Raw genomic sequence first — 21,834 nt, forward strand, 5'->3', positions numbered from 1 at the left:
TCTTTGCTTTGCGGGCAGCACATTCATGTGCCAGAAAGCCGCGCTACTTAAGGTCACACAGATGGACATGCAATCCCGAATTCGCCAGCTTTTTCAGGCCAGTATCAACACCAAGCAGCAGGCGATGGACGTACTTGCACCGCACATCGAGCAAGCCAGCCAAGTCATGGTCAACGCACTGCTCAACGAAGGGAAAATGCTTTCCTGCGGCAACGGCGGCTCGGCCGGCGATGCCCAGCACTTTTCTTCCGAACTGCTCAACCGTTTCGAGCGCGAACGCCCGAGCCTCCCAGCCATCGCGCTGACCACCGACAGCTCGACGATCACCTCGATCGCCAATGACTACAGCTATAACGAAGTCTTTTCCAAGCAGATTCGCGCCCTGGGCCAGCCCGGCGACGTCCTGCTGGCGATTTCCACCAGCGGCAACTCGGCGAACATCATTCAAGCGATCCAGGCCGCACATGATCGCGAAATGATTGTCGTAGCATTGACCGGTCGCGATGGCGGCGGCATGGCATCCCTGCTATTGCCGGAAGATGTCGAGATTCGCGTGCCGGCCAACGTCACTGCACGTATCCAGGAAGTCCACCTGCTGGCGATCCACTGCCTCTGCGACCTGATCGACAGCCAACTGTTCGGGAGTGAAGAATGACCCCTAATCGCCTTGGCCTACTGGCCCTGACCCTAGCCTTGAGCATCAGCGGTTGCAGCTCGGTGATTACTGCCACCCGCGAAAGCCCGATCGAAGATGACCGCGGCACCCGCACCTTCGGCAGCAAGATCGATGACTCGCTGATCCAGACCAAAGTCGAAGTGAATGTCGCCAAGGCCAGTCCGGACCTGGACCATAACTCGCACATCGTGGTGACCAGCTTCAACGGCATCGTCCTGCTGGCTGGCCAGACCCCGCGCGCCGACCTCAAGACACTCGCCGAACAGGCCGCCAGCGCCGTGCAACGAGTGAAGAAGGTCCACAACGAACTGCAGGTCCTCCCGCCCTCCTCCCTGCTGGCCCGGCAGAACGATGCCTGGCTGACCACCAAGATCAAGACCCAGATGCTGACCGACGCCAGTATTCCAGGCTCGCGCATCAAGGTCGTGACGGAAAACGGCATCGTCTACCTGATGGGCCTGCTGACCCAACAAGAAGCCACCCAGGCGACCAATCTGGTACAGGGCGTTTCCGGCGTGCAGAAAATCGTCAAACTGTTCGAATACATCGACTGATATAAGCGAAAGGTACAGGTACAAAAAAGGCGATCCGGATGGATCGCCTTTTTTATTACTTCACGACCTTCAGACTGGGTCGACCGCTTGGACGTGGCGGCTCGTTATCCGGTGGCGGGATATCATCATCCGGCTCGATTTCATCGTCCTCGTCACCCACGGGCGACTCCAGATCGAACACCATACCCTGACCATTTTCCCGGGCGTAAATGCCCAGGATCGCCGGCACAGGGACGTACAAGCTATGCGGGACACCACCGAAGCGCCCCTCGAAAGTCACCACCTCGTTATCCATGTGCAGATGGCGTACGGCACTCGGCGAAATATTCAGGACGATCTGTCCGTCACTGGCAAAACCCTGAGGCACTTGCACCGCCGGGTATTCGGAATTGACCAGCATATGCGGGGTGCAATCGTTGTCCACAATCCACTCGTAGAGCGCGCGGACCAGATAAGGTCGACTGGAGTTCATAGCGGCTCCTTAAGCCTTAGCGCATGTCGCGTTCGACGCCAGACAGACTTGCCTGGAACGTCTCACGAGCGAACTGGCGCTCCATGTAATCAAGCAACGGCTTGGCTTGCCGTGGCAATTCAATACCCAGAATCGGTAATCTCCAGAGTATTGGCAATAGGCAGCAATCCACCAGACTTTGTTCCTCGCTGAGGAAAAACGGCTTCTCCGCGAACAGCGGCGAAACGCCGGTCAGGCTCTCGCGCAGCTCTTTACGCGCCTGAGTCCGAGCCGCTTCCTTGGTCCGGGAATCCAGGATCAGGTCCACCAGCCCACACCAGTCACGCTGGATCCGGTGGATCAGCAGACGGCTGTTGGCACGCGCCACAGGGTAAACCGGCAGTAGTGGCGGGTGCGGGTAACGCTCATCCAGATATTCCATCACGACGGTCGACTCCCACAACGCCAGGTCACGATCGACCAGGGTGGGCAGACTGCCGTAAGGGTTCACTTCGATCAGCTTCGGCGGCTGACGCCCCGTCTCCACACTGATGATCTCGGCGCTGACACCCTTCTCTGCGAGCACGATACGTACCCGGTGGGAATAGTGGTCGGCGGGGTCGGAGTAACAGGCCAACCGATTGGTCACGCCCATGGCGATCCTCCTCGCTTGTTGAAATTATCGGAAGCAGAAAAACGAGCGCGCCCAGAGGGCGCCTCCCGTAACGCCTGGATGATCCAGACTCGTTACACCTTCAGAGACGCCCTTGGGCGCGCACGATTAACAGCAATGAACTACAGCTTTATCAATGAACGTCTTTCCAGTATTCGCGCTTGAGCAGATAGGCGAATACAAAGAAGAAGGCCAGATACAGTAACACATAGGTGCCGATACGTTGATGCTCCAGCTTGACCGGGTTGGCCGAGTAGGCCAGGAAGGTCACCAGATTCTTGACCTTCTCGTCGAACTGCTCTTCGGTGAGCGTGCCGGTTTTTGGCAGCACGGTCAGCTGATCGCAGGCCTCATGGGTCAAAGCGGTGCCGGTCAGCGGATCATATTGCTTCTTGCCATCTTCGACGATCTGAACCTGTTTGCAGCCAACAACCTGACGCCCTTGCAGGCCGACCAGAACGTTAGGCATGCCCACGTTCGGGAAAACCTTGTTGTTCACGCCCCATGGGCGCGCCGGGTCTTCGTAGAAGGAGCGCAGGTAGCCATAGAGCCAGTCGGTACCACGTACACGAGCCACCAGGGTCAGGTCGGGCGGAGCCGCACCGAACCAGGTCTTGGCGTCAGCAGGCTGCATGCCGATACTCATGTGATCACCGATTTTCGCACCGGTGAACACCAGCTTGCTCATCATCAGATCATGAGGAATCCCCAGATCGTCGGCAACGCGCTCATAGCGCTGGAACTTGGCGCTGTGGCAGCCCATGCAGTAGTTGGCGAATGTCCGCGCGCCATCCTGCATGGCGGCCTTGTCGGAGACGTCGATGTCGACTTTTTCCAGCTCGGGACCACCTTGTGCGGCCGCGAAGGACAGTACAGGCATAGCAGCAAGAATCAGTACAGCAAATAGCTTTTTCATCAGCCAGTCACCCTTTCCGGAACCGGTTTGGTCTTCTCGAGCCTGGTGTAGAACGGCATCAGAATGAAGTAGGCGAAGTACAAGAAGGTACATACCTGCGACAGCAGCGTACGACCTGGAGTCGGCGCCAGAACCCCCAGGATCCCCAGGATCACGAACGAGATGCAGAACACCACCAGCCAGATCTTGCTCAGCCAGCCCTTGTAGCGCATGGATTTGACCGGGCTGCGGTCAAGCCATGGCAGCACGAACAGCACAGCGATCGCCGCGCCCATCGCAATCACACCCAAGAGCTTGTCCGGAACCGCACGCAGAATCGCGTAGAACGGGGTGAAGTACCAAACCGGGGCAATATGCTCAGGTGTCTTGAATGGGTTGGCTTGTTCGAAGTTCGGCTTCTCGAGGAAATAACCACCCATTTCCGGGAAGAAGAACACGATCGAACAGAAGATGAACAGGAACACCACCACGCCGACGATGTCTTTCACGGTGTAGTACGGGTGGAAAGCAATGCCATCCAGCGGTACGCCGTTTTCGTCTTTGTGCTTCTTGATGTCCACGCCATCCGGATTGTTCGAACCGACTTCGTGCAGCGCCAGGATGTGCAGTACCACCAGACCGAGAATCACGATCGGCAGGGCCACTACGTGCAAGGCGAAGAAGCGGTTCAGGGTAATTCCGGAAATCAGATAGTCACCACGAATCCACTGGGTCAGGTCGTTGCCGATGACCGGGATCGCACCAAACAGCGAGATGATCACCTGGGCGCCCCAGTAGGACATTTGCCCCCAAGGCAGCAAGTAGCCCATGAAGGCCTCGGCCATCAGCGCCAGGTAGATCAGCATGCCGAACAGCCATACCAGCTCACGCGGCTTCTGGTAGGAACCGTAGAGCAGGCCACGGAACATGTGCAGATAGACCACGATGAAGAACGCCGAGGCGCCGGTGGAGTGCAGCAGGCGCAGGATCGAGCCGTACTCGACGTCGCGCATGATGTATTCGACGGAAGCGAAAGCCTCTTCAGCCGATGGGGTGTAGCTCATGGTCAGCCAGACACCGGTGACGATCTGGTTAACCAGAACCAGCAGAGCCAGGGAACCAAAGAAATAGAAGAAGTTGAAGTTCTTCGGGGCGTAATACTTGCTGAGATGGTCTTCCCACATTTTGGTCGCGGGGAAGCGCGCATCGACCCAATCCATGAACTTGCTCATCACGCTTTCTCCGTATCGACGCCGATGACAATAAGGTCGTCCGACTCATAGGAATGCGGGGGCACTGGCAGGTTCAAAGGCGCGGGTTGCGACTTGTAGACGCGGCCAGCCAGATCGTAGTGGGAACCGTGGCAAGGGCAGAAATAGCCACCTACCCAATCCTTGCCCAGATCCGCAGGCGCCACTTCAGGGCGGAAGGTCGGTGAGCAACCCAGGTGGGTGCAGATACCGATCAGCAGCAGAATCTCTGGCTTGATCGAACGCACTTGCGGGTCGACGTAGGTTGGTTGGACAGAGTTCTTGGAGTCGGGGTCGGAAAGTTGACCCTCGATCTTTTTGAGATTCCCCAGGATTTCCTGTGTACGGCGGACGATGAATACCGGCTGACCACGCCACTCAGCAATCATCTGCTGACCTGGGTCGATCTTGCTGATATTCACTTTCACCGGTGCCCCTGCGGCTTTCGCCTTGGCACTGGGAAACCATGACCCCACGAACGGGACCGCAGCCCCCACCGCTCCTGCAGCACCCACCACGGATGTGGCTGCTACAAGGAAGCGACGCCGGCCTGCATTCACGCCGTCATTGCTCATTCAGTCCTCTCCCATCAGCTTTGTGGCCTGTTAAATCAGGCATCTACTAAGTAAAAATCTGAACTTATAAAAATTTTGCCGAATGGTAATGAAAAGCCCCTACTCTGACAAGGTAATTACCAACTTGGCTCTGCCCCAAGCCTTGTAGTATAGGGGCTCTGCAGATGTGGCAAGTTGTCACAGCGCAAAATAATCACCCATAAAAAAACGCCCAGCTCCATGAGGAGACTGGGCGTTCTTTTGAACGCGAAAGCGAATTAACGCTTCGAGTACTGCGGACGCTTACGCGCTTTACGCAGACCAACTTTCTTACGTTCAACTTCACGGGCGTCGCGAGTTACGAAGCCAGCTTTACGCAGAGCGCTGCGCAGAGTTTCGTCGTAATCCATCAGAGCGCGAGTGATGCCGTGGCGGATAGCGCCAGCTTGGCCACTCACACCACCGCCGATAACGGTGACGTAGATGTCGAACTTCTCGACAGTCTCGGTCAGTTCCAGCGGCTGACGAACTACCATGCGGGCAGTTTCGCGGCCGAAGAAGTTATCCAGGGAGCGGTTGTTGATGGAGATGTTGCCAGTGCCCGGACGCAGGAAAACGCGTGCGGTTGCAGTCTTGCGACGGCCAGTGCCGTAATTTTGAGTCGCCGACATAATGAACTATTCCGTTAAATCTTCAGTTCTTGGGGCTGCTGAGCAGTATGAGGGTGTGCAGCGCCCGCATAGACTTTCAGCTTACGGTACATGTCGCGACCCAGCGGGTTCTTAGGCAGCATGCCTTTTACCGCGGTCTCGATCACGCGCTCAGGGGCCTTGGCGATCAGCTTTTCAAAGTTGATCGACTTGATGCCGCCCGGGAAACCGGAGTGGGAGTAGTACATTTTGTCAGTGGTTTTAGCGCCAGTAACACGTACTTGCTCAGCGTTGATCACGACGATGTAGTCACCGGTGTCGACGTGAGGGGTGTACTCAGGCTTGTGCTTGCCACGCAGACGGCTCGCGATTTCGGTGGCCAGACGACCCAGGGTCTGACCAGCAGCGTCGACGACAAACCAGTCGCGCTTAACTGTTTCCGGTTTAGCAGTAAAAGTTTTCATTCTTTATAGCCTCAGGGGCCGCCCTGTAAATTAGACGGCGGATCTTACTGAATAGTGCGTACTTTGACAAGTCAAAGGCAGCCGGATACAGACGCTATCGGGGGCTCGGGTCAGCGCGTCCGTTATACGGCAAGATTCTTCGGCAGGCGGCGCATCACTTCCACTGCAGAAAGAGCTGCGGAATTATGCAGATTGCGAAAAAAAATTCAACCTGCTTTTATGATTGTTTTGCCGAAGGAGCACCCGATGGACTATCGCCAGCTAGGCCGGACCGACCTGAACGTGAGTGCAATCTGCCTGGGAACCATGACCTGGGGCGAGCAAAACAGCGAGTCCGAGGCCTTCGCCCAGATCGAGCGGGCCAAGGCTGCGGGGATCAACTTCATCGACACCGCCGAGATGTATCCGGTGCCGCCAAAGGCTGAAACCTACGCCACCACCGAACGCTACATCGGTAACTGGTTCAAGGCTCGCGGCGATCGTGCCGACTGGATCCTGGCCAGCAAGATCGCCGGCCCCGGCAACACCATCGACTACATCCGCGACAAGCAGCTCAAACACAACCGCAAGCACATAGTCCAAGCCGTGGACGCCAGCCTCAAGCGCTTGCAGACCGACTGGATCGACCTCTACCAGTTGCATTGGCCGGAGCGCAGCACCAACTTCTTCGGCCAACTGGGCTACAAGCACAAGGAAGAAGACTTCACCCCGCTTGAGGAAACCCTCGAAGCCCTGGACGAACAGGTCAAGGCCGGCAAGATCCGCCACATCGGCCTGTCCAATGAAACGCCCTGGGGCACCATGAAGTTCCTGGCCCTGGCCGAGAGCCGCGGCTGGCCACGGGCGGTATCGATCCAGAACCCATACAACCTGCTCAACCGCAGCTTTGAAGTGGGCCTGGCGGAAATCGCCATTCGCGAGCAGTGTGGGTTGCTGGCCTATTCGCCACTGGCGTTCGGCTTCCTCTCCGGCAAATACGAAGGCGGCGCGCGCCCGGCCAAAGGCCGCCTGAGCCTGTACAGCCGCTTCAGCCGCTACTTCAACCCGCAATCGGAAGCCGCCTGCAGCCGTTATGTCGCGCTGGCCCGCGAGCACGGTCTGGACCCGGCGCAAATGGCCCTGGCGTTCGTCACCCAGCAACCGTTCGTCACCAGCAACATCATTGGCGCGACCACACTCGAGCAACTGGACAGCAACATCGCCAGTCTCGAGCTGAAGCTGTCGAATGAGGTGCTGGCCGGCATCGAGGCGATCCACAAGGACCACCCGAACCCCGCGCCGTAATCCGCCCTCCTGTGGGAGCGAGCCCGCCAAGCTCGCCCCTGCACAGCAGACAATGCGCTACAGGGAGCGCGCGATGATTTCCTTCATGATCTCGTTGGTCCCGGCATAGATCCGCTGCACTCGCGCATCCGCCCAGGCCCGGGCCACCGGGTACTCCCACATGAAGCCGTAGCCGCCGTGCAACTGCACGCACTCGTCAAGCACCTTGCACTGCAGGTCCGTGCCCCAGTACTTGGCCATTGCGGCAGTTGGCACATCGAGCTTGCCTTGCAGATGCAATTCCAGGCAGCGGTCGACGAAGACCCGGCCGATCTGGATCTCGGTGGCCATTTCCGCCAGCTTGAAACGAGTATTCTGGAAATCGGCGATCGATTTGCCGAAGGCCTTGCGTTCGCGGGTGTATTCCAGGGTCCACTGCAATGCCGCCTCGGCTGATGCCAGGCCACCCACCGCCACCGTCAGGCGTTCCTGCGGCAGCTCCTGCATCAGATAGGCAAAGCCCATCCCGGCCTGCCCCAGCAGGTTTTCCTTGGGTACGCGGACGTCCTGGAAGAACAGCTCGGAAGTGTCCTGGGCCTTCATGCCGACCTTTTCCAGGCGCTTGCCCTTGGAGAAACCGGGCGTATCCGCCTCCACCAGGAACAGGCTGGTGCCCTTGGCACCGGCCTTGGGGTCGGTCTTGGCCACGACGATCACCAGATCGGCCAGGTAACCGTTGGTGATAAAGGTCTTGGAGCCGTTGATCACATAGTCGTCACCGTCCAGCACCGCGGTAGTCTTCACCCCCTGCAAGTCGGAACCGGCGCCCGGCTCGGTCATGGCGATTGCCGTGACCATCTCGCCGGATACCAGTTTCGGCAGGTACTTGTGCTTCAGCGCCTCGCTGCCGTAATGCAGGATGTAGGGCGCGACGATATCGGAATGCAGGGAGAAGCCGATGCCGGTCAGGCCGAGACGCCCCACCTCCTCGATCACCACCGCGCTATAGAGAAAGTCAGCCCCCAGCCCGCCGTACTCCTCGGGGAGATGGGAACAGAGCATTCCCGCCTCACCCGCCTTGCTCCACAGGGCGCGGTCGATGTAGCCCTGTTTTTCCCATTGCCCATGGAACGGCACGGCCTCCTTTTCCAGGAAGGTACGTACGCTGTCACGAAAGAGTTCGTGCTCGGAGCTGAACAAGGTTCTGGGAATCATGGGGCCACCTGTCGTTATTGTTAGCCGGGATTGGCCCACAGAGCCTAAGCCTAGGCGCACGACACAGGACACTGGACACATCCGACAAAAAATAAGACGATCCAGCCGTCTGGTGACCACTTTCCCCTATAAGAACAATTGAATTATGTCTAACCAAACCTCCACGCCCTTGCGGCGCGTCAGCATCCTGGCGATCGACCGCGTTTTCGCCTCCACCCTCATGCAAGCCAAGGATTTCTTCCATCTGGCCAGCCTGCGCTACGGCAAGCAACTGGGCCAGGGCCTGGTCCCGGCCTTCGAAACCCGCCTGGTCAGCCCGGACGGAAAACCGGTGTGCAGTTTCAGCAACGTGATGCTCCCGGTGGACGGCGCCCTGGAAGATACCGATGTGATCATCCTCCCGGCGTTCTGGGACGATTTCGAAACCCTTTGCCAACGTTATCCACAGATCCTGCCCTGGTTGCGCCAGCAACATGCCCGTGGCGCGGTGCTCTGCGGCGAAGCCACCGGGGTGTTCTGGCTGGCCGAGGCCGGGTTGCTCGACGGCAAGGAAGCCACCACTTACTGGCGCTTCTTCAATGCCTTCAGCGAGCGTTTCCCCAAGGTCCAGCTCAATCAGGACAAGCACCTGACCGACGCGGACAACCTGTATTGCGCTGGCGGCACCACTTCGGCCTGCGACCTGTACATCTATCTGATCGAGCGTTTCTGTGGCGCCAACGTCGCCCAGGCCGTGGCCCGCGACATTCTCTACGAAGTACAGCGCAGCTATTCCCCGGGACGTATCGGCTTCGGCGGCCAGAAGCTGCACCAGGACGTGATCATCCTGCAGATCCAGCACTGGCTCGAAGAGCATTTCGCCGACAAGTTCCGCTTCGAGGACGTGGCCCGGGAACATGGCATGAGCATTCGCAATTTCATGCGGCGCTTCCAGACCGCCACCGGCGACAAGCCCCTGCATTACCTGCAACGCCTGCGTATCGAAACCGCCAAGGGCCTGCTCTCGGGAACGCGCAAGAGCATCAAGACCATCAGCTACGAGGTCGGCTATGACGATGCGAGCTTCTTCGCCCGCCTGTTCCGCCAGCACACCGAGCTGTCGCCGAACCAGTACCGGCAGCAGTTTCACCAACAAGCCGCGTAAATGAAAAAGGGCCTGCAATGCAGGCCCTTCTTTTATCCGGACAACCGTTAAGGCTTGTGCGCCCGCGAGAGGAACTCGTGGGACTGCATTTCCAGCAGACGGCTGAGGGTGCGCTGGAACTCGAAGGTCAGGCGACCGCCGGTGTACAGGTCCTTGAGCTCGACTTCAGCGGAAATGATCAGCTTGACGTTACGGTCATAGAACTCGTCGACCATGTTGATGAAGCGACGGGCGATGTCGTCGGTGGCGACGCTCATCTGCTCGACACCGCTGACCAGCACGGCGTGGAAGATCTTGCCCAGCTCGATGTAGTCGTTCTGGCTGCGCGGACCGTCGCACAGTTCGCGGAAGTCGAACCAGGCCACGTCATCGCAGGTACGCAGGGCGCGGATTTCGCGGTTCTCGACGATCAGCACATCGTTTTCCACCGCCTGGGTGCATTCCGGCGTCAGCGCGCGGAAGCTCTTGCGCAGGCTTTCGTGGGCCGCCTCGTCCAGCGGGAAGTGAAACAGTTCGGCCTGCTCCAGGTGACGCAGACGGTAATCGACTCCGCTGTCGACGTTGACGATTTCAGTGTGCTGCTTGATCAGGGCAATGGCCGGCAGGAAGCGCGCACGTTGCAGGCCATCCTTGTACAGGCCGTCCGGCACGATGTTCGAGGTGGCCACCAGGGTCACGCCGTTCTTGAACAGCTCTTCCATCAGCGTGCCGAGGATCATGGCGTCGGTAATGTCAGAGACGAAAAACTCGTCGAAGCAAATCACCCGGGCCTCATCGGCAAAGCGCTTGGCGATGATGGTCAGCGGGTTCTTCTCGCCGCCCAGGGTCTTCATCTCTTCGTGCACACGCTTCATGAAGCGGTGGAAGTGCGTACGAACCTTCTGTTTGAACGGCAGGGCTTCAAAGAAGGTATCGACCAGATACGTCTTGCCACGCCCTACCCCGCCCCAGAAGTACAGGCCCTTGACCGGCACCTGGTCTTTCTTGCCAAACAGCTTGCCCAGCAGGCCCGGCTTGTTGTTCGACGCTGCGATCAGATCGTCGTACAGGCGCTGCAAATGACGCACGGCGGTTTCCTGCGCAGCGTCGTGGAAGAACTCCGGGCGTTTCAGATCAGCTTGGTATCGTTCTAGGGGCGTCATAATTCGTTAGCAAGGCAACAAAAACGGGCCGTCACTGTAGCGACGGCCCTTGAGAATGGCAATCAGCCCTTGGTCGGGAGATTGCGGTTAGTCCTGCACAGGCGTCAGGGCGACGCGCAGCGCATCGATCGCCGCATCGCGGGCCGCCGCGTCGGCAAAGGCCGGGCTGTCGGCCACGCACTCACCTTCCAGCCAGACGCTGAAACTCAGCGCTTCGCTGCGCAGATCCAGCGCCTGGCCAGCTTGCAATTGCTTGGTCACCGCCCCCGCAGTCTTGCCGTCGGCGAAGTTGCGCGACAGCAACAGTTGCTCGCCATCGGCGGCCAGCAGGCGGAAACGGAAGCTGCCGTCGTCTTCGCGGAAGCTGACGAAGCGCGCGGCCTTGGCCGCTTTCTTCTTGGTGGTCGCCGCCACTTGCACCTGGTTGACGAATGAACGCAGGCCCACGGCCTCGCGCAGTTCGTTGAGGAATGGCGTGGCCACGGAGCGGGCTTTCTTGGCACCCGCCTGGAGGATGTCTTCCAGGTCCGAAGGGCGTTCGATCAACTGGTGATAACGCTCGCGCGCCTCGCCCAGCTGGTTGTCCAGCAGCTGGAACAGGCGATTCTTCGCCTCGCCCCAACCCAGGCCCTGCAGCAGTTCGCTGCGGAATTCGTCAGCCTGGGCCTGTGTCGCGAAGGCCTGGAACAGGGTGAACAGGTGCGCGTTGTCCGGGTCCTTGGCTTCGCCAGGAGCACGGGAGTCGGTGACGATGCGCGAGATCGCGTCCTTCATGTCCTTGGCGCTGCTGAACAACGGGATGGTGTTGTCGTAGCTCTTGGACATCTTGCGGCCATCGAGGCCCGGCAAGGTGGCGACGCTTTCCTCGATCAGCGCCTCGGGCATGGTGAAGAACTCCTTGCCCTGGCCGAACAGGTGGTTGAAGCGCTGGCCGATGTCACGGGCCATTTCCACGTGCTGGATCTGGTCGCGGCCGACCGGCACCTTGTGCGCGTTGAACATCAGGATGTCCGCGGCCATCAGCACCGGGTAGCTGTACAGGCCCATGGTGATGCCGGCATCCGGGTCTTCGCCGGCCTCGACGTTTTTATCCACCGAAGCCTTGTAGGCGTGGGCGCGGTTGAGCAGGCCCTTGGCCGCCACGCAGGTCAGCAACCAGGTCAGCTCCGGGATTTCCGGGATGTCCGACTGGCGATAGAAAGTCACGCGCTCCACATCCAGGCCACCGGCCAGCCAGGTCGCGGCGATTTCCAGGCGCGAGCGCTGGATACGCAGCGGGTCATCGCACTTGATCAGGGCGTGATAGTCGGCCAGGAAGTAGAACGAATCGGCATTGCTGTCGCGGCTGGCGAGGATCGCCGGGCGGATGGCGCCGGCGTAGTTGCCCAGGTGCGGCGTGCCGGTGGTGGTGATGCCGGTGAGGATACGCGTACGAGTAGTCATGGGTAATCGCTTATCAGACTGCAATCAATTCGAGAGGCGAGGCAGCACCAGATCCTTGAGATCGGTGAGCTTGCCATGAAAAAAGTGTCCGCATTCTGCCACTTTCAGCAGCTCATGGGGGCGCTCAAGCGCGTCGGACCAGGCGTAGACCAGTTTCGGGTCGACCACTTCATCGGCTTCCGGCTGGATCAGGGTCAGCGGGCAGTGCTGCGGCAACGGGTCGGTATCGCGCAGACGCATCACGGCGGCGGCGACCATGAACAGGTGCTTGAGCTGTTCACCGCGGGCTTCCAGGCGCCCGCCGAGACTGGCCGCGACGAAGCCGCCGAAGGAGAAGCCGAGCAGGGTCATCGGCAGGTCCGGGTGCCTGGCCCGCAGCCATTCGGCAGCCGCCTGCGCGTCGTCGACTTCACCGCTGCCCATATCGTGGCTGCCTTCACTGGCGCCGACGCCACGGTAGTTGAAACGCAAGGTGATCAGGCCGGCATCGCGCGCCGTACGTTGCAGGGTCGAGACCACCTTGTTGAGCATGGTCCCGCCCTGCACCGGGTTCGGATGGCAGATCAGCGCCACGCCACGGGCGTCGGCGACATCCAGATACAGGGCTTCCAGTTGGCCGACCGGGCCGGCAATCACTACGGGGGTTTCACGCATAAGCAAGGAAGGAACTCCGTGACCTCGAATCGGGTCGACTCGTCTAGCAAATTGTCTGTGCCAATCTATTGCGAGTGAATCGCGGTATACAGCGCAGGTTCGAGCCGTTAACGTAAAGCAAAGCCGTTTATAGAGGAAGGACTCGTGGAACACTCGCTCTTAGTTTGGTTGTTGCCGACTCTTGCCCTGATCGCGGGTGTCGCCATTGGATTTCTGGTCGCTCGCCTGCTGCCGAATGCCGCGCCTAACCGCACGCAACGTCAGCTGGATGATATTCAGGAACGTTTTGACAGCTATCAGAACGAAGTGGTCACCCACTTCAACAGCACCGCCACCCTGGTGAAAAAACTCACTCAAAGCTATCAGGAAGTGCAGGACCATCTCGCCGAGGGCGCCAACCGCCTGGCCCTGGACGAGCAGACCCGCCAACGCCTGCTGGCCGCGCTGCACTCCGACTCGGTGCAGGCTCCACGGGAACGCCTGACGCCACCACGCGACCAGGAACCGCCACGGGACTACGCGCCAAAGACGCCTAACGCGCCTGGCATGCTCGATGAGCACTATGGCCTGAAGAAATAAGCAGGCTTTGCGTCCAATAAAAAGCCCCCGGACAATTCGGTTGTCCGGGGGCTTTTTTGTATCTGGTGATTGGATAGCGGCTGATCGGACCTCTTCGCGGGCAAGCCCGCGAAGAGGCCGGCAAAGGCCACACACAAAAATGCCCGATCACAGGATCGGGCATTTCTTCATTCAAACGACCAGTTACGGATACTGCTGAACCGTACCCGGCTGTTGCTGCTGACCACCATACTGCTGGCCAGGAATCGCCTTGAGGTTCACTTCCACCCGACGGTTCTGCGCACGGCCATTGACGTCGCTGTTGCTGGCGATCGGGTTATCCGGGCCAGCGCCACGGGCCGACAGGTTGGCACCGCTGACACCTTGCGAGGTCAGGTAGGTCGCCACGCTCTGGGCGCGACGCTGGGACAGGTCCATGTTGTGCTGGCGGCTGCCGGTGCTGTCGGTGTAGCCAACGATTTCGATCTGGTTCTGGTTGAACTCCTTGAGGGAGTTGGCCAGGTTGTTCAGTGGCTGATAGAAGCTTGGGGCGATGTTCGCCGAGTCGGTGGCGAACGTGATGTTGCCCGGCATGATCAGCTTGATCTGATCGCCCTGGCGCTGCACTTCGACCCCGGTATTGGCCATGCTGGCACGCAGTTTCTTTTCCTGCTGGTCGGCGTAGTAGCCGTAGCCGGCGGCGGACGCACCCACTACCGCGGCGCCGATCAGCGCGCCCTTGCCACGGTTGTTGTGGTCGATGGCGGCACCGGCCAGCGCACCGGCCAAGGCACCCAGGCCACCGTATTTTGCAGTTTTGCTCATGCCCGTGGAGCCGTCGGCCTGCCCCTGATTGTCATAGGGGTTAGGCGAAGCACAGCCGGACAACAAGGCCACAGCGGTAGCAACAACGATCAAACGACGCGAGGTGAACATGGAGAAGCTCCTACTTTTTTCATTCTGTGATGCAGCGGACGTTGGCAACAGACCTTTGCAGGCGTTTGAACACGGCCAATGACAAAAATTCCGTGAAACTTTTGACAGCAAATGTCAGGCCCTGACAAAGGGATTCTCACGCATTTCATCGCCCAGGCGGGTGTCCGGACCATGCCCGGCCACCACGGTCGCGCCTTCATCGAGGGTGTACAGACGCTGCTTGATCGAACGCACGAGGGTGGCCTGGTCGCCACCCCACAGGTCCGTGCGCCCTACCCCGCGCTTGAACAAGGTGTCGCCGGCAATCAGTAGCTTAGCCTCTGCGAACCAGAAGCTCATGGAACCTGGGGTATGCCCCGGCGTATGCAGGGCCACGCCGCAACCGCAGGCCAGCTCTTCGTCGTCCGCCAGCCAGCGATCCGGCGCCGGTACCGGCGTGTAAGGCACGCCGAACATGCTGCACTGCATCTCCAGGTTGTCCCAGAGGAACTGATCCTCCTTGTGCAGGTGCAGGGTCGCGCCGGTTTTCTCCTTCATCTGCCCGGAGGCCAGGAAGTGATCCAGGTGGGCGTGGGTATGAATGATGCTCACCACCTTCAGCCCCAGTGCGTCGAGCCGCGCCATGATCAGGTCGGGATTGCCGCCCGGGTCGACGACTATCGCCTTTTTTGTAACGGGGTCGCCGATGATCGTGCAGTTGCACTGCAAAGGGCCGACGGGGAAGGTTTCTCGTATTAGCGCGGTCTTTGCGGCTTCCATGGGTGTTCCTGTAAGATTGATGGCACAATTTTGGCACAGTGCGGTTGAAGATGGCGACGTTCAGGAAGAAAGGCCCTTACCAGTGGCACGCCCAAATCAGACGTAAAGGGTGGCCCCAACAGACCCGTACATTCAATACCCAGGCAGAGGCAAAAACCTGGGCGACAATGATCGAACGCGAAATGGACGCCGGCGTGTTCGTCAGCCGCAACGAAGCCGAGGCCACCTCTTTCTCCAACGCGCTGGAGCTGTACGCCAAGGAGGTGACCAGCAAGAAGCGCAGCAGCGCCTCCGAGCTATCGCGCATCCAGGCCATGCAACGCCACCCTCTCGCCCTTCGCTCGCTTGCCAGCATTCGCGGCTCCGACATGGCCACTTATCGCGACATGCGCCTCGAAGAAGGCCTGGCCCCCTCCACCGTGCGCCGCGAGCTGGCACTGATCTCTCACGTCTTCACCATCGCCCGCAAAGAGTGGCGTATGGAGTCACTAAGCAACCCCGTCGAACTGATCCGCCAACCGAGCGTCGATGACGCCCGCGAACGACGAATTCTTAGTGCAGACGTCTGGTCACGCAAAGCTGGAAAGCTGGTGTGCGAACACCTGGACGAGCTGGAAATGATCTGCCGTCACTCGCGCTCGGCCGAGCTGCCGAAGATCGTCGCCTTCGCCGTGGAAACGGCTATGCGCCGGAGCGAGATAACCGGCCTACTAAGAGCCAACGTAACCTTGGACAAGCGGGTCGCCATATTGCCCATGACCAAGAACGGTTCCGCCCGTGGCGTCCCCCTTTCCAGCAAAGCGGTGGAGATACTGGAAAGTCTCGACGAGCGCGACGATGGCCGCTGCTTTAAGAGCCGACCAGACTCAATCACCAAGGCATTCGCGGACGCCATCGCCGATGCTCGCAACGCCTACGTGGCAGGGCTAAACCTTCACCTCAAACAGAAAAAGCTTTCCCAGGGCAAGATCGACAAACACATCAGCGACGATCCGTTTCTGATGGACTTTCGCTTCCATGACCTGCGCCATGAGGCCACCTCGCGCCTGGCCGAGATTTTCCCGCTACACGAACTGACCAAAATCACCGGACACCAAGACACACGCATGCTGATGCGTTATTACCATCCGAGGATGGAAGATCTAGCTAAAAAATTGCGCTGAGACCATCTTAAATCACGCACAGCCCAAGTTTTGACTCCAAAGCAAAGCACCATCCCGGATTGCAAATTATCGAATCTGGGGGGGTACAACGCATTGATTAGCGTATTCAGGGAAGAGGAAATGCAATGGCAGCTACTGGTTCAGCCCAGCCATTTTTGATTGATGCAGAGCTTTGGAAGAAAACACGATCAGGAGCCCGCTCCGGCCGCGGCTTTCGATATCAAGATGCGGTCGCTACCTGGCTCACAGTGCTGGCCTGGCGCGGCGATGCTGCTTGGACGCATCTAATACCAGAAGGCATCGATGATCTAACCTTACATGGTCCGGAATATGAATTTAGGGCCCAGCTCAAGGCCCGGCACGATCCTCACGGCACCTTCACTCAACTTGAAGCAGCCAGACACTTAGCCAAAAGCGCCAAAGATCTACCATCTGACTGGCTTAAAAAGCCCAGAATTCGGCTGGCCCTGGTACTGGAACGACCAATTGAAGGGATAGAGCATACCGGTTGGCAAGTCTCGCTCGCAGATAGCGGTCAAGAGCTGAGTAAGTTCGAGAGCCTTTTATCAGACGCCCTAGGCCCTCACGAGACAGGCCTAGTCGAAGCGTTGCTTGCGCACATCCACCTTGTAGTAGAGACCGACCCACTGGAGCAGGGCTGCAAGGCTCTAACCAATGCGCCGCTGCCCCCCGCCGGCGTAAGACTCGCGCTCCAGCAACTCAGGGAAAAGGCCGGGCATGCGGCTGATAGCAACTATTCTGCCTCCAGCGAAGCTCCGATAACGCTAGATCGCAGTGATGTTCAAATGCGGATTGATGGGGTCCACGGAGTCATCGATCCTAACGGATATTTAGCACTGACAGCTGGCCTGGCAGAGCTAGCCGACTTTGGCGCCCCCATGCCAGCCGCTGGCTTCTACAAAGGTATCAATGTTGCTCCAGGGCACGTCGGAAGCGGCTTGGTTTTTGCGCGACCGGAGCTAATGACTGACGTCCTGAGTGGCCTTGAAGCTAAAAGATTTACACTAGTTGCAGGCCCCTCCGGAGCCGGTAAGTCGGCACTGGCCTGGCTGTCAGCGCACCACACACGTCACGCTGTGCGCTGGTACCGTGTTCGAGAGCTGCAATCCACCGATGTAGCAAAACTAGTTCAGCTCGCAAAGCTCTTGGAGGCAGAACCTAACCGTCCTGTAGGCTTCGTGATTGATGACGTGGGGCGTCAGGAAACTGCGGGGTGGGATACGCTGGTTCGAGAGGTCGAAGCGCACGCCGGTATCCTTGCTATTGGAACAGTTCGGGAGGAGGACCTCTTCACCCTCTCAACCGCAGCCCGCACCCCCACGGTTCGCCCCACTCTGGATGAAGACTTAGCAAATCGTATCTGGAAGACGCTTCAGGCGTCCGATTCAGTAGCCTTCAGTCACTGGCAGGAGCCCTTTGAACTTAGCAAGGGCTTGCTTCTCGAATACACCCATCTCCTTACTGCCGGTCAGCGCCTTGAAGAAACAATTCGCGAACAAGTGCGGCGACGTCTCGCAGAAGGGCGCAGCGGCGAGCTAACGCTCCTACGAACTATCTCTTTTGCCGCAGCACAAGGGGCCGCTGTAGACCCACATCTGCTCCAAACACTTTCTGGGCTGGATGAGTTTCAATTTGCAGCAGCACTTCAGCGGCTGATCGACGAACACGCAGTGCGCGCGCAACCCAACGGGACACTGTCAGGGCTACATGAGATTCGCTCCACATATCTTGACGAAGCAATCCGGGAAATCCTGTACGAGCCCCGCAGCAAAGCAGTCTCAGCAGCCGCTGAAACGCTTTCGGCCAGCACATTCGCAGCCTTTATCGTAAGGGTTTTAAGGCGGTGGCCTGAAGAAGAAACAGCACTCTTAGAAGGGCTGACTGCTCGATTTAGGCCGAGCCAGAAAGACTGCTGGATCCCGATTGTCTATGGCCTAGGACTCGCAACTGCTGACCGGATTGCCGAACGATGGCTAGAAATCTCTCGATCAACAGGGATTGATGATCGCCTTAGCAGTTTCACTTTCATGCTCACCCTTGCAAAGCCAGAGCTGGGTGGTCTCGATATGTTCGCAAAAGTCATCGAAGCCCAGGCTGTCTTCGCCAAGGTCGACGTTCCTGACTTACGCAAAACACTCTTCGAAAAGATGGCTGGTAGCTGGTGCCCATCACCTCTCGACGTTAATGACATAAATGAGCTGACTGCAGCCCTTCTACCAATAACGGGTTGTAAGTACCCCCCATCTGTCAGCTGCGTCCCAGAAGGCAGTCTGGCTGACGAGCCTTTGGATGAGTTAATTGCCCTTCTAACGACATTAAGGGAAGTTGATCTAGAGACGGCCCAAAAGGTTGTGGATGCGGCTGGCGGATCGGAGGTTCTTCTTGATCGGATATACAACGAAACCCCTTGGGTGACCCGCCCAGTGATCGGGCAGGTTGAGGGAAAATGCAGTGTCACAGGCTACATCCGCTTTATTCACCCTGAGATTCAACCAGACCTAAACGCCGAGGTGGTGCGCCTCTGCGCTGCCATGGCAGCAGCAGTCCCTAACGCCGAGCTCCTGATCTCAGATGCACTTTTCCCCAACGGACACCCCGTCGGCTATAGAGACCAGTCTATAAACAGGAAGCGCATGCCTCGTCAGGCATTGGTTGCGCCCGCTAGGGTTGCATGGAACCGTGCTCAGGGGCGGGCGATACATAGATTGATAGCCGCCCCAACAGAAACTCAGCGGGCAACCTCACTTGCTCAAGCCATCAAGGAAATCGGACTCAAACTACGAGAGGCAGGCGACTTTTATTGCCGAATGGAAACCCCAGGGCAGAAGTGGAAACTATTTCTCCAAGTACGCAACTGGCTCACAACGTTTATTCAGCCTCCTAGCATCGAAGATGCTATCTCAGGCCCGTTAGAAATGGGCCAGTTAAGCGATAGCGACAAGCCTCATAGCTTCGTCACCGGCCTGCAGCAACTCATGGACGAACTTACCAATGGCGTTTCTGAAAAGCCGCTGCTCATGGCGGTAAGGACAGCCGATCTTGCGCGCGACGCAGAAGCACTATTACGTCCCGAGGCATGGCGCATGACTAGTGAACCTCCTCTTGAAACGCTGGCGCACGTGCGAGACACCCTTTGGGATATACACGCTGTGTTGGCCGATACCGCAACGGCCCCGGAAAGACGATCCAGCGCAGCAACCCGCTTCCGCACGATGAGCCGTCGCAACTCCATCTTGCAACGCGCGGCCATGGAAGCCCACCTAAGGGCAGAGAGCACGCTAGCTGCTCGTCGAAAAGAGATTCAAATAGCAATGGCTATGCATGGCCTAGATGTAGAGGTCTACTCACGTCCGCGGGCTGAAAACAGAGGGTTTTATTGGCCAAATGCTGAGTTCGCCATCCTGTTAAAGGTGAGTGCTCTTGCCGACTGGTTCGCAACTGAAGCGATCTTCACCTCTGCGGCAGCCGATCTGGAGAGCATCTCTAAAATCAGTTACGGCGCTGTGATCTGTGGCCACCTAGCCCCCTTTGGGTTGACATTTATCTCTTCAACTTTCCCCAACCTAGACTTCGCTAACGAATGGGCAGATGACCTGCCTTACCAACCAATAAGAGATGAAAGCTTAAGTCTCTATGACGAAACATTCGAGGCTATCAGCACCATGTCCGCCGTCTGTGCGGAGTCGGGAAGGGAACTTAACTCCACAGAACTAGAGTTCTTAACCAGTCTTCTAGAGCGCTACAGCCAAAACATCAAACTTATTGAGGAAAATTTAACGGATGCGCCAGACGAGGCGTTACTAATCGAAGCTGCCGACTCTCTTATTCGTGCATTCGATCGCTTCAAGAGCGAGGTTGTGGATGAAAATCATGGAGCACTGGCCTCGGAGTTATCGAGCAGTCTCTCCGGAACTATGAGCGATCTAGCGTTAGAAGTTCTCTGTGTGCGCCTCGCGCTAATGGAGAGTGTCGCCTTTCGAGCGACGGAGACTACACCTCAGATATAGATAAAGTGGGCAGATCTATTTTTCTCCCCTTCTTCAGCTGCACATGCGGCAACCTCTACACCGGAGCCTGTCGTAATTTCAGGTAAAGTAGGAGCTTATCAATCGTGATGACTCACCTGCTCTCGTGACCCAGACCTATCCCAAGCCCTGGAAAAGCTACCAGGAACAGCTCGACCAGTTGATTGCTCGCGGTATGACCGTCACGGACAATGCCAAGGCATTGGATTACCTGGAGCGCATCGGCTATTACCGGCTGAGCGGCTATTGGTTTGCCTTCCGCGAGCGAACAGAACTCTGCTGCCCTCTCGATCCGCATAGCGGAAAAAAACCCCAGAAGGTCAAACAAGACCGGCTACCGCTCGACGACTTTCGCCCAGGTACAACCTTCCAGAACGCTGTCGACCTATATGTGTTCGATAAGAAACTGCGGCTGCTCGTCCTGGATGCACTCGAACGCGTTGAAATCGCCCTGCGTGTCGACATCTCTCATGGCCTGGGTAAGCACCACAAGTTCGCCTACCTGCAACCGGAGCTGTTTCACGAGAGTTTTTCCAGCAAACTGGATGGCCAAACAGGCTTGACCAAACACCATGGCTGGCTGAGCAAGCATGCGGCGCTGATCAACCGTTCCAAAGAAGATTTCATACGCCATAACAAAGACAAGTACGGCCTGCCCTTGGCCGTATGGGTGGCGTGCGAGGTTTGGGATTTCGGCACGCTGTCGACGCTATACGATGGTATGACCGAAGCGGATCAGGACGCCATTTCGTCGCAGTACAACATCAGCAATGGCCGCATCTTCGCCAGTTGGCTGCGTAGCCTGAACTACCTGCGCAACGTATGCGCACACCATAGCCGGCTGTGGAATCGCAACATCGTTGACCAGCCGAAACTGCCGCCAGAGGCTCAGGTACCGTCACTGGCGGCGTTTCATAACGATCCTCAGCGGCAGGCTCGCCCATTCATGCTGCTGTGCATGACTCAGCACCTGATGAAGATCATCAATCCCTCATCGAGCTGGGGGGCACGGCTGAAAGCGTTGCTGGAAAATGACTTCCCAGACCTGACACACCTGGATCTTGGCCTAGATCGGATGGGTGTAGATGATGGCTGGAAGGCCCGGGACTGGTAAATCGCAGGCAATAAAAAACCCCTGAGCAATCTCAGCGCCGAAGCGCATCAACCGACAGGGGCCGTGTTGCTGCTAATTATAGGCAGCTGCGCCATTGCGTCAACTGCCGCCTGACGTCAAAAGCTGCAGGCTTGAAAGGGCATTGGAGTCATGGACAAAAAGTCGCTTTCCGAGCAGGACTTCTGCAGCAAGTACATCGCCCTAGCCCCCCAGCAAGCTGGCTGGGAAAC

At 58.2% G+C, this 21,834-nt stretch carries 21 protein-coding genes; 8 read left to right on the forward strand and 13 right to left on the reverse strand.

Annotation, left to right across the window (positions count from 1 at the left end; all coding sequences use genetic code 11):
• The first annotated feature begins 61 nt into the window (after positions 1-61).
• Positions 62-655, forward strand: coding sequence for a phosphoheptose isomerase (locus tag IF690_RS24430; protein WP_202697700.1), 594 nt, complete (start codon positions 62-64; stop codon positions 653-655).
• On the forward strand, positions 652-1,230 hold the full coding sequence (locus tag IF690_RS24435) for a BON domain-containing protein (RefSeq protein WP_009050725.1): 579 nt from the start codon (positions 652-654) through the stop codon (positions 1,228-1,230). Before IF690_RS24430 ends, IF690_RS24435 begins: the two co-directional genes overlap by 4 nt.
• A 55-nt stretch (positions 1,231-1,285) precedes the next feature.
• Here IF690_RS24435 and IF690_RS24440 read toward each other — a convergent pair whose 3' ends face one another.
• From IF690_RS24440 to rplM, 7 genes are all read right to left on the reverse strand, one after another.
• Positions 1,286-1,702: a ClpXP protease specificity-enhancing factor gene (locus IF690_RS24440; protein ID WP_202697701.1), complete on the reverse strand. Its 417-nt coding sequence runs from the start codon at positions 1,700-1,702 to the stop codon at positions 1,286-1,288.
• A 16-nt stretch (positions 1,703-1,718) separates the two neighbouring features.
• Positions 1,719-2,336: a glutathione S-transferase N-terminal domain-containing protein gene (locus tag IF690_RS24445; protein ID WP_202697702.1), complete on the reverse strand. Its 618-nt coding sequence runs from the start codon at positions 2,334-2,336 to the stop codon at positions 1,719-1,721.
• A 151-nt stretch (positions 2,337-2,487) separates the two neighbouring features.
• Positions 2,488-3,270: a cytochrome c1 gene (locus tag IF690_RS24450; protein ID WP_202697703.1), complete on the reverse strand. Its 783-nt coding sequence runs from the start codon at positions 3,268-3,270 to the stop codon at positions 2,488-2,490.
• Positions 3,270-4,481 (reverse strand): cytochrome b, encoded by a 1,212-nt coding sequence (locus tag IF690_RS24455; RefSeq protein ID WP_007928456.1) that lies wholly within the window; start codon positions 4,479-4,481, stop codon positions 3,270-3,272. The genes IF690_RS24450 and IF690_RS24455 overlap by 1 nt, the downstream gene beginning before the upstream one ends.
• On the reverse strand, positions 4,481-5,074 hold the full coding sequence (gene petA, locus IF690_RS24460; protein WP_009045522.1) for a ubiquinol-cytochrome c reductase iron-sulfur subunit: 594 nt from the start codon (positions 5,072-5,074) through the stop codon (positions 4,481-4,483). Before petA ends, IF690_RS24455 begins: the two co-directional genes overlap by 1 nt.
• Before the next feature lie 257 nt (positions 5,075-5,331).
• Positions 5,332-5,724 carry a 30S ribosomal protein S9 gene (gene rpsI / locus IF690_RS24465; RefSeq protein WP_003228056.1) on the reverse strand — a complete coding sequence of 131 codons (393 nt, stop codon included), beginning with the start codon at positions 5,722-5,724 and terminating at the stop codon, positions 5,332-5,334.
• 14 nt (positions 5,725-5,738) lie between these two features.
• A complete protein-coding gene (gene rplM, locus IF690_RS24470) occupies positions 5,739-6,167 on the reverse strand; it encodes a 50S ribosomal protein L13 (RefSeq protein WP_007928449.1) in 429 nt (142 codons plus the stop codon).
• Positions 6,168-6,413: 246 nt separating this feature from the next.
• Here rplM and IF690_RS24475 point away from each other — a divergent pair, with 246 nt between their 5' ends.
• Positions 6,414-7,451, forward strand: coding sequence for an NADP(H)-dependent aldo-keto reductase (locus tag IF690_RS24475; protein ID WP_025806198.1), 1,038 nt, complete (start codon positions 6,414-6,416; stop codon positions 7,449-7,451).
• Positions 7,452-7,508: 57 nt separating this feature from the next.
• Here the strand turns inward: IF690_RS24475 and IF690_RS24480 are convergent, their stop codons facing one another.
• Positions 7,509-8,645, reverse strand: a complete 1,137-nt coding sequence (locus IF690_RS24480; RefSeq protein ID WP_502710155.1) for an acyl-CoA dehydrogenase family protein — start codon at positions 8,643-8,645, stop codon at positions 7,509-7,511.
• 244 nt (positions 8,646-8,889) lie between these two features.
• On the opposite strand from IF690_RS24480, the gene IF690_RS24485 reads away from it, so the two are divergent.
• Positions 8,890-9,789: a GlxA family transcriptional regulator gene (locus IF690_RS24485; RefSeq protein ID WP_202701720.1), complete on the forward strand. Its 900-nt coding sequence runs from the start codon at positions 8,890-8,892 to the stop codon at positions 9,787-9,789.
• Between the two features lie 47 nt (positions 9,790-9,836).
• Here IF690_RS24485 and zapE read toward each other — a convergent pair whose 3' ends face one another.
• The 3 genes from zapE to IF690_RS24500 form a co-directional block, all read right to left on the reverse strand.
• Entirely contained in the window at positions 9,837-10,931 is a 1,095-nt protein-coding gene (zapE, locus tag IF690_RS24490; protein WP_007928431.1) for a cell division protein ZapE, read from the reverse strand.
• A gap of 87 nt (positions 10,932-11,018) precedes the next feature.
• Positions 11,019-12,374 (reverse strand): tryptophan--tRNA ligase, encoded by a 1,356-nt coding sequence (locus IF690_RS24495; protein WP_202697704.1) that lies wholly within the window; start codon positions 12,372-12,374, stop codon positions 11,019-11,021.
• A gap of 24 nt (positions 12,375-12,398) precedes the next feature.
• Entirely contained in the window at positions 12,399-13,028 is a 630-nt protein-coding gene (locus IF690_RS24500) for an alpha/beta hydrolase (RefSeq protein WP_202697705.1), read from the reverse strand.
• A gap of 144 nt (positions 13,029-13,172) precedes the next feature.
• Here IF690_RS24500 and IF690_RS24505 point away from each other — a divergent pair, with 144 nt between their 5' ends.
• On the forward strand, positions 13,173-13,607 hold the full coding sequence (locus IF690_RS24505; RefSeq protein WP_202697706.1) for a Z-ring associated ZapG family protein: 435 nt from the start codon (positions 13,173-13,175) through the stop codon (positions 13,605-13,607).
• 183 nt (positions 13,608-13,790) lie between these two features.
• Here IF690_RS24505 and IF690_RS24510 read toward each other — a convergent pair whose 3' ends face one another.
• Positions 13,791-14,522: a YiaD family glycine zipper/OmpA-like lipoprotein gene (locus IF690_RS24510; protein ID WP_009050733.1), complete on the reverse strand. Its 732-nt coding sequence runs from the start codon at positions 14,520-14,522 to the stop codon at positions 13,791-13,793.
• A gap of 114 nt (positions 14,523-14,636) precedes the next feature.
• Positions 14,637-15,281 (reverse strand): MBL fold metallo-hydrolase, encoded by a 645-nt coding sequence (locus IF690_RS24515; RefSeq protein WP_202697707.1) that lies wholly within the window; start codon positions 15,279-15,281, stop codon positions 14,637-14,639.
• A gap of 167 nt (positions 15,282-15,448) precedes the next feature.
• Here IF690_RS24515 and IF690_RS24520 point away from each other — a divergent pair, with 167 nt between their 5' ends.
• The 3 genes from IF690_RS24520 to IF690_RS24530 all read left to right on the forward strand — a co-directional run bounded on the left by IF690_RS24520 (position 15,449) and on the right by IF690_RS24530 (position 21,604).
• The gene (locus IF690_RS24520) at positions 15,449-16,444 is read left to right on the forward strand and encodes a tyrosine-type recombinase/integrase (RefSeq protein ID WP_252189511.1); all 996 of its coding nucleotides are present in this window, start codon (positions 15,449-15,451) and stop codon (positions 16,442-16,444) included.
• Positions 16,445-16,569: 125 nt separating this feature from the next.
• Positions 16,570-20,472 carry a hypothetical protein gene (locus IF690_RS24525; protein WP_202697709.1) on the forward strand — a complete coding sequence of 1,301 codons (3,903 nt, stop codon included), beginning with the start codon at positions 16,570-16,572 and terminating at the stop codon, positions 20,470-20,472.
• Between the two features lie 124 nt (positions 20,473-20,596).
• Complete coding sequence (locus IF690_RS24530) at positions 20,597-21,604, forward strand: Abi family protein (protein ID WP_202697710.1); 1,008 nt, start codon at positions 20,597-20,599, stop codon at positions 21,602-21,604.
• The last annotated feature ends 230 nt before the right edge of the window (positions 21,605-21,834 follow it).

Source organism: Pseudomonas sp. SK3(2021) (genome assembly GCF_016772375.1).
In the GTDB taxonomy this organism is placed as follows: Bacteria; Pseudomonadota; Gammaproteobacteria; order Pseudomonadales; family Pseudomonadaceae; genus Aquipseudomonas; species Aquipseudomonas chlororaphis_I.

Coding starts and splice junctions, on each gene's coding strand:
- IF690_RS24430 (WP_202697700.1), top strand. CDS start 62: ATGGACATGCAATCCCGAATTCGCCAGCTTTTTCAGGCCAGTATCAAC.
- IF690_RS24435 (WP_009050725.1), top strand. CDS start 652: ATGACCCCTAATCGCCTTGGCCTACTGGCCCTGACCCTAGCCTTGAGC.
- IF690_RS24440 (WP_202697701.1), bottom strand. CDS start 1,702: ATGAACTCCAGTCGACCTTATCTGGTCCGCGCGCTCTACGAGTGGATT.
- IF690_RS24445 (WP_202697702.1), bottom strand. CDS start 2,336: ATGGGCGTGACCAATCGGTTGGCCTGTTACTCCGACCCCGCCGACCAC.
- IF690_RS24450 (WP_202697703.1), bottom strand. CDS start 3,270: ATGAAAAAGCTATTTGCTGTACTGATTCTTGCTGCTATGCCTGTACTG.
- IF690_RS24455 (WP_007928456.1), bottom strand. CDS start 4,481: ATGAGCAAGTTCATGGATTGGGTCGATGCGCGCTTCCCCGCGACCAAA.
- petA (WP_009045522.1), bottom strand. CDS start 5,074: ATGAGCAATGACGGCGTGAATGCAGGCCGGCGTCGCTTCCTTGTAGCA.
- rpsI (WP_003228056.1), bottom strand. CDS start 5,724: ATGTCGGCGACTCAAAATTACGGCACTGGCCGTCGCAAGACTGCAACC.
- rplM (WP_007928449.1), bottom strand. CDS start 6,167: ATGAAAACTTTTACTGCTAAACCGGAAACAGTTAAGCGCGACTGGTTT.
- IF690_RS24475 (WP_025806198.1), top strand. CDS start 6,414: ATGGACTATCGCCAGCTAGGCCGGACCGACCTGAACGTGAGTGCAATC.
- IF690_RS24480 (WP_502710155.1), bottom strand. CDS start 8,645: ATGATTCCCAGAACCTTGTTCAGCTCCGAGCACGAACTCTTTCGTGAC.
- zapE (WP_007928431.1), bottom strand. CDS start 10,931: ATGACGCCCCTAGAACGATACCAAGCTGATCTGAAACGCCCGGAGTTC.
- IF690_RS24495 (WP_202697704.1), bottom strand. CDS start 12,374: ATGACTACTCGTACGCGTATCCTCACCGGCATCACCACCACCGGCACG.
- IF690_RS24500 (WP_202697705.1), bottom strand. CDS start 13,028: ATGCGTGAAACCCCCGTAGTGATTGCCGGCCCGGTCGGCCAACTGGAA.
- IF690_RS24510 (WP_009050733.1), bottom strand. CDS start 14,522: ATGTTCACCTCGCGTCGTTTGATCGTTGTTGCTACCGCTGTGGCCTTG.
- IF690_RS24515 (WP_202697707.1), bottom strand. CDS start 15,281: ATGGAAGCCGCAAAGACCGCGCTAATACGAGAAACCTTCCCCGTCGGC.
- IF690_RS24520 (WP_252189511.1), top strand. CDS start 15,449: ATGATCGAACGCGAAATGGACGCCGGCGTGTTCGTCAGCCGCAACGAA.
- IF690_RS24525 (WP_202697709.1), top strand. CDS start 16,570: ATGGCAGCTACTGGTTCAGCCCAGCCATTTTTGATTGATGCAGAGCTT.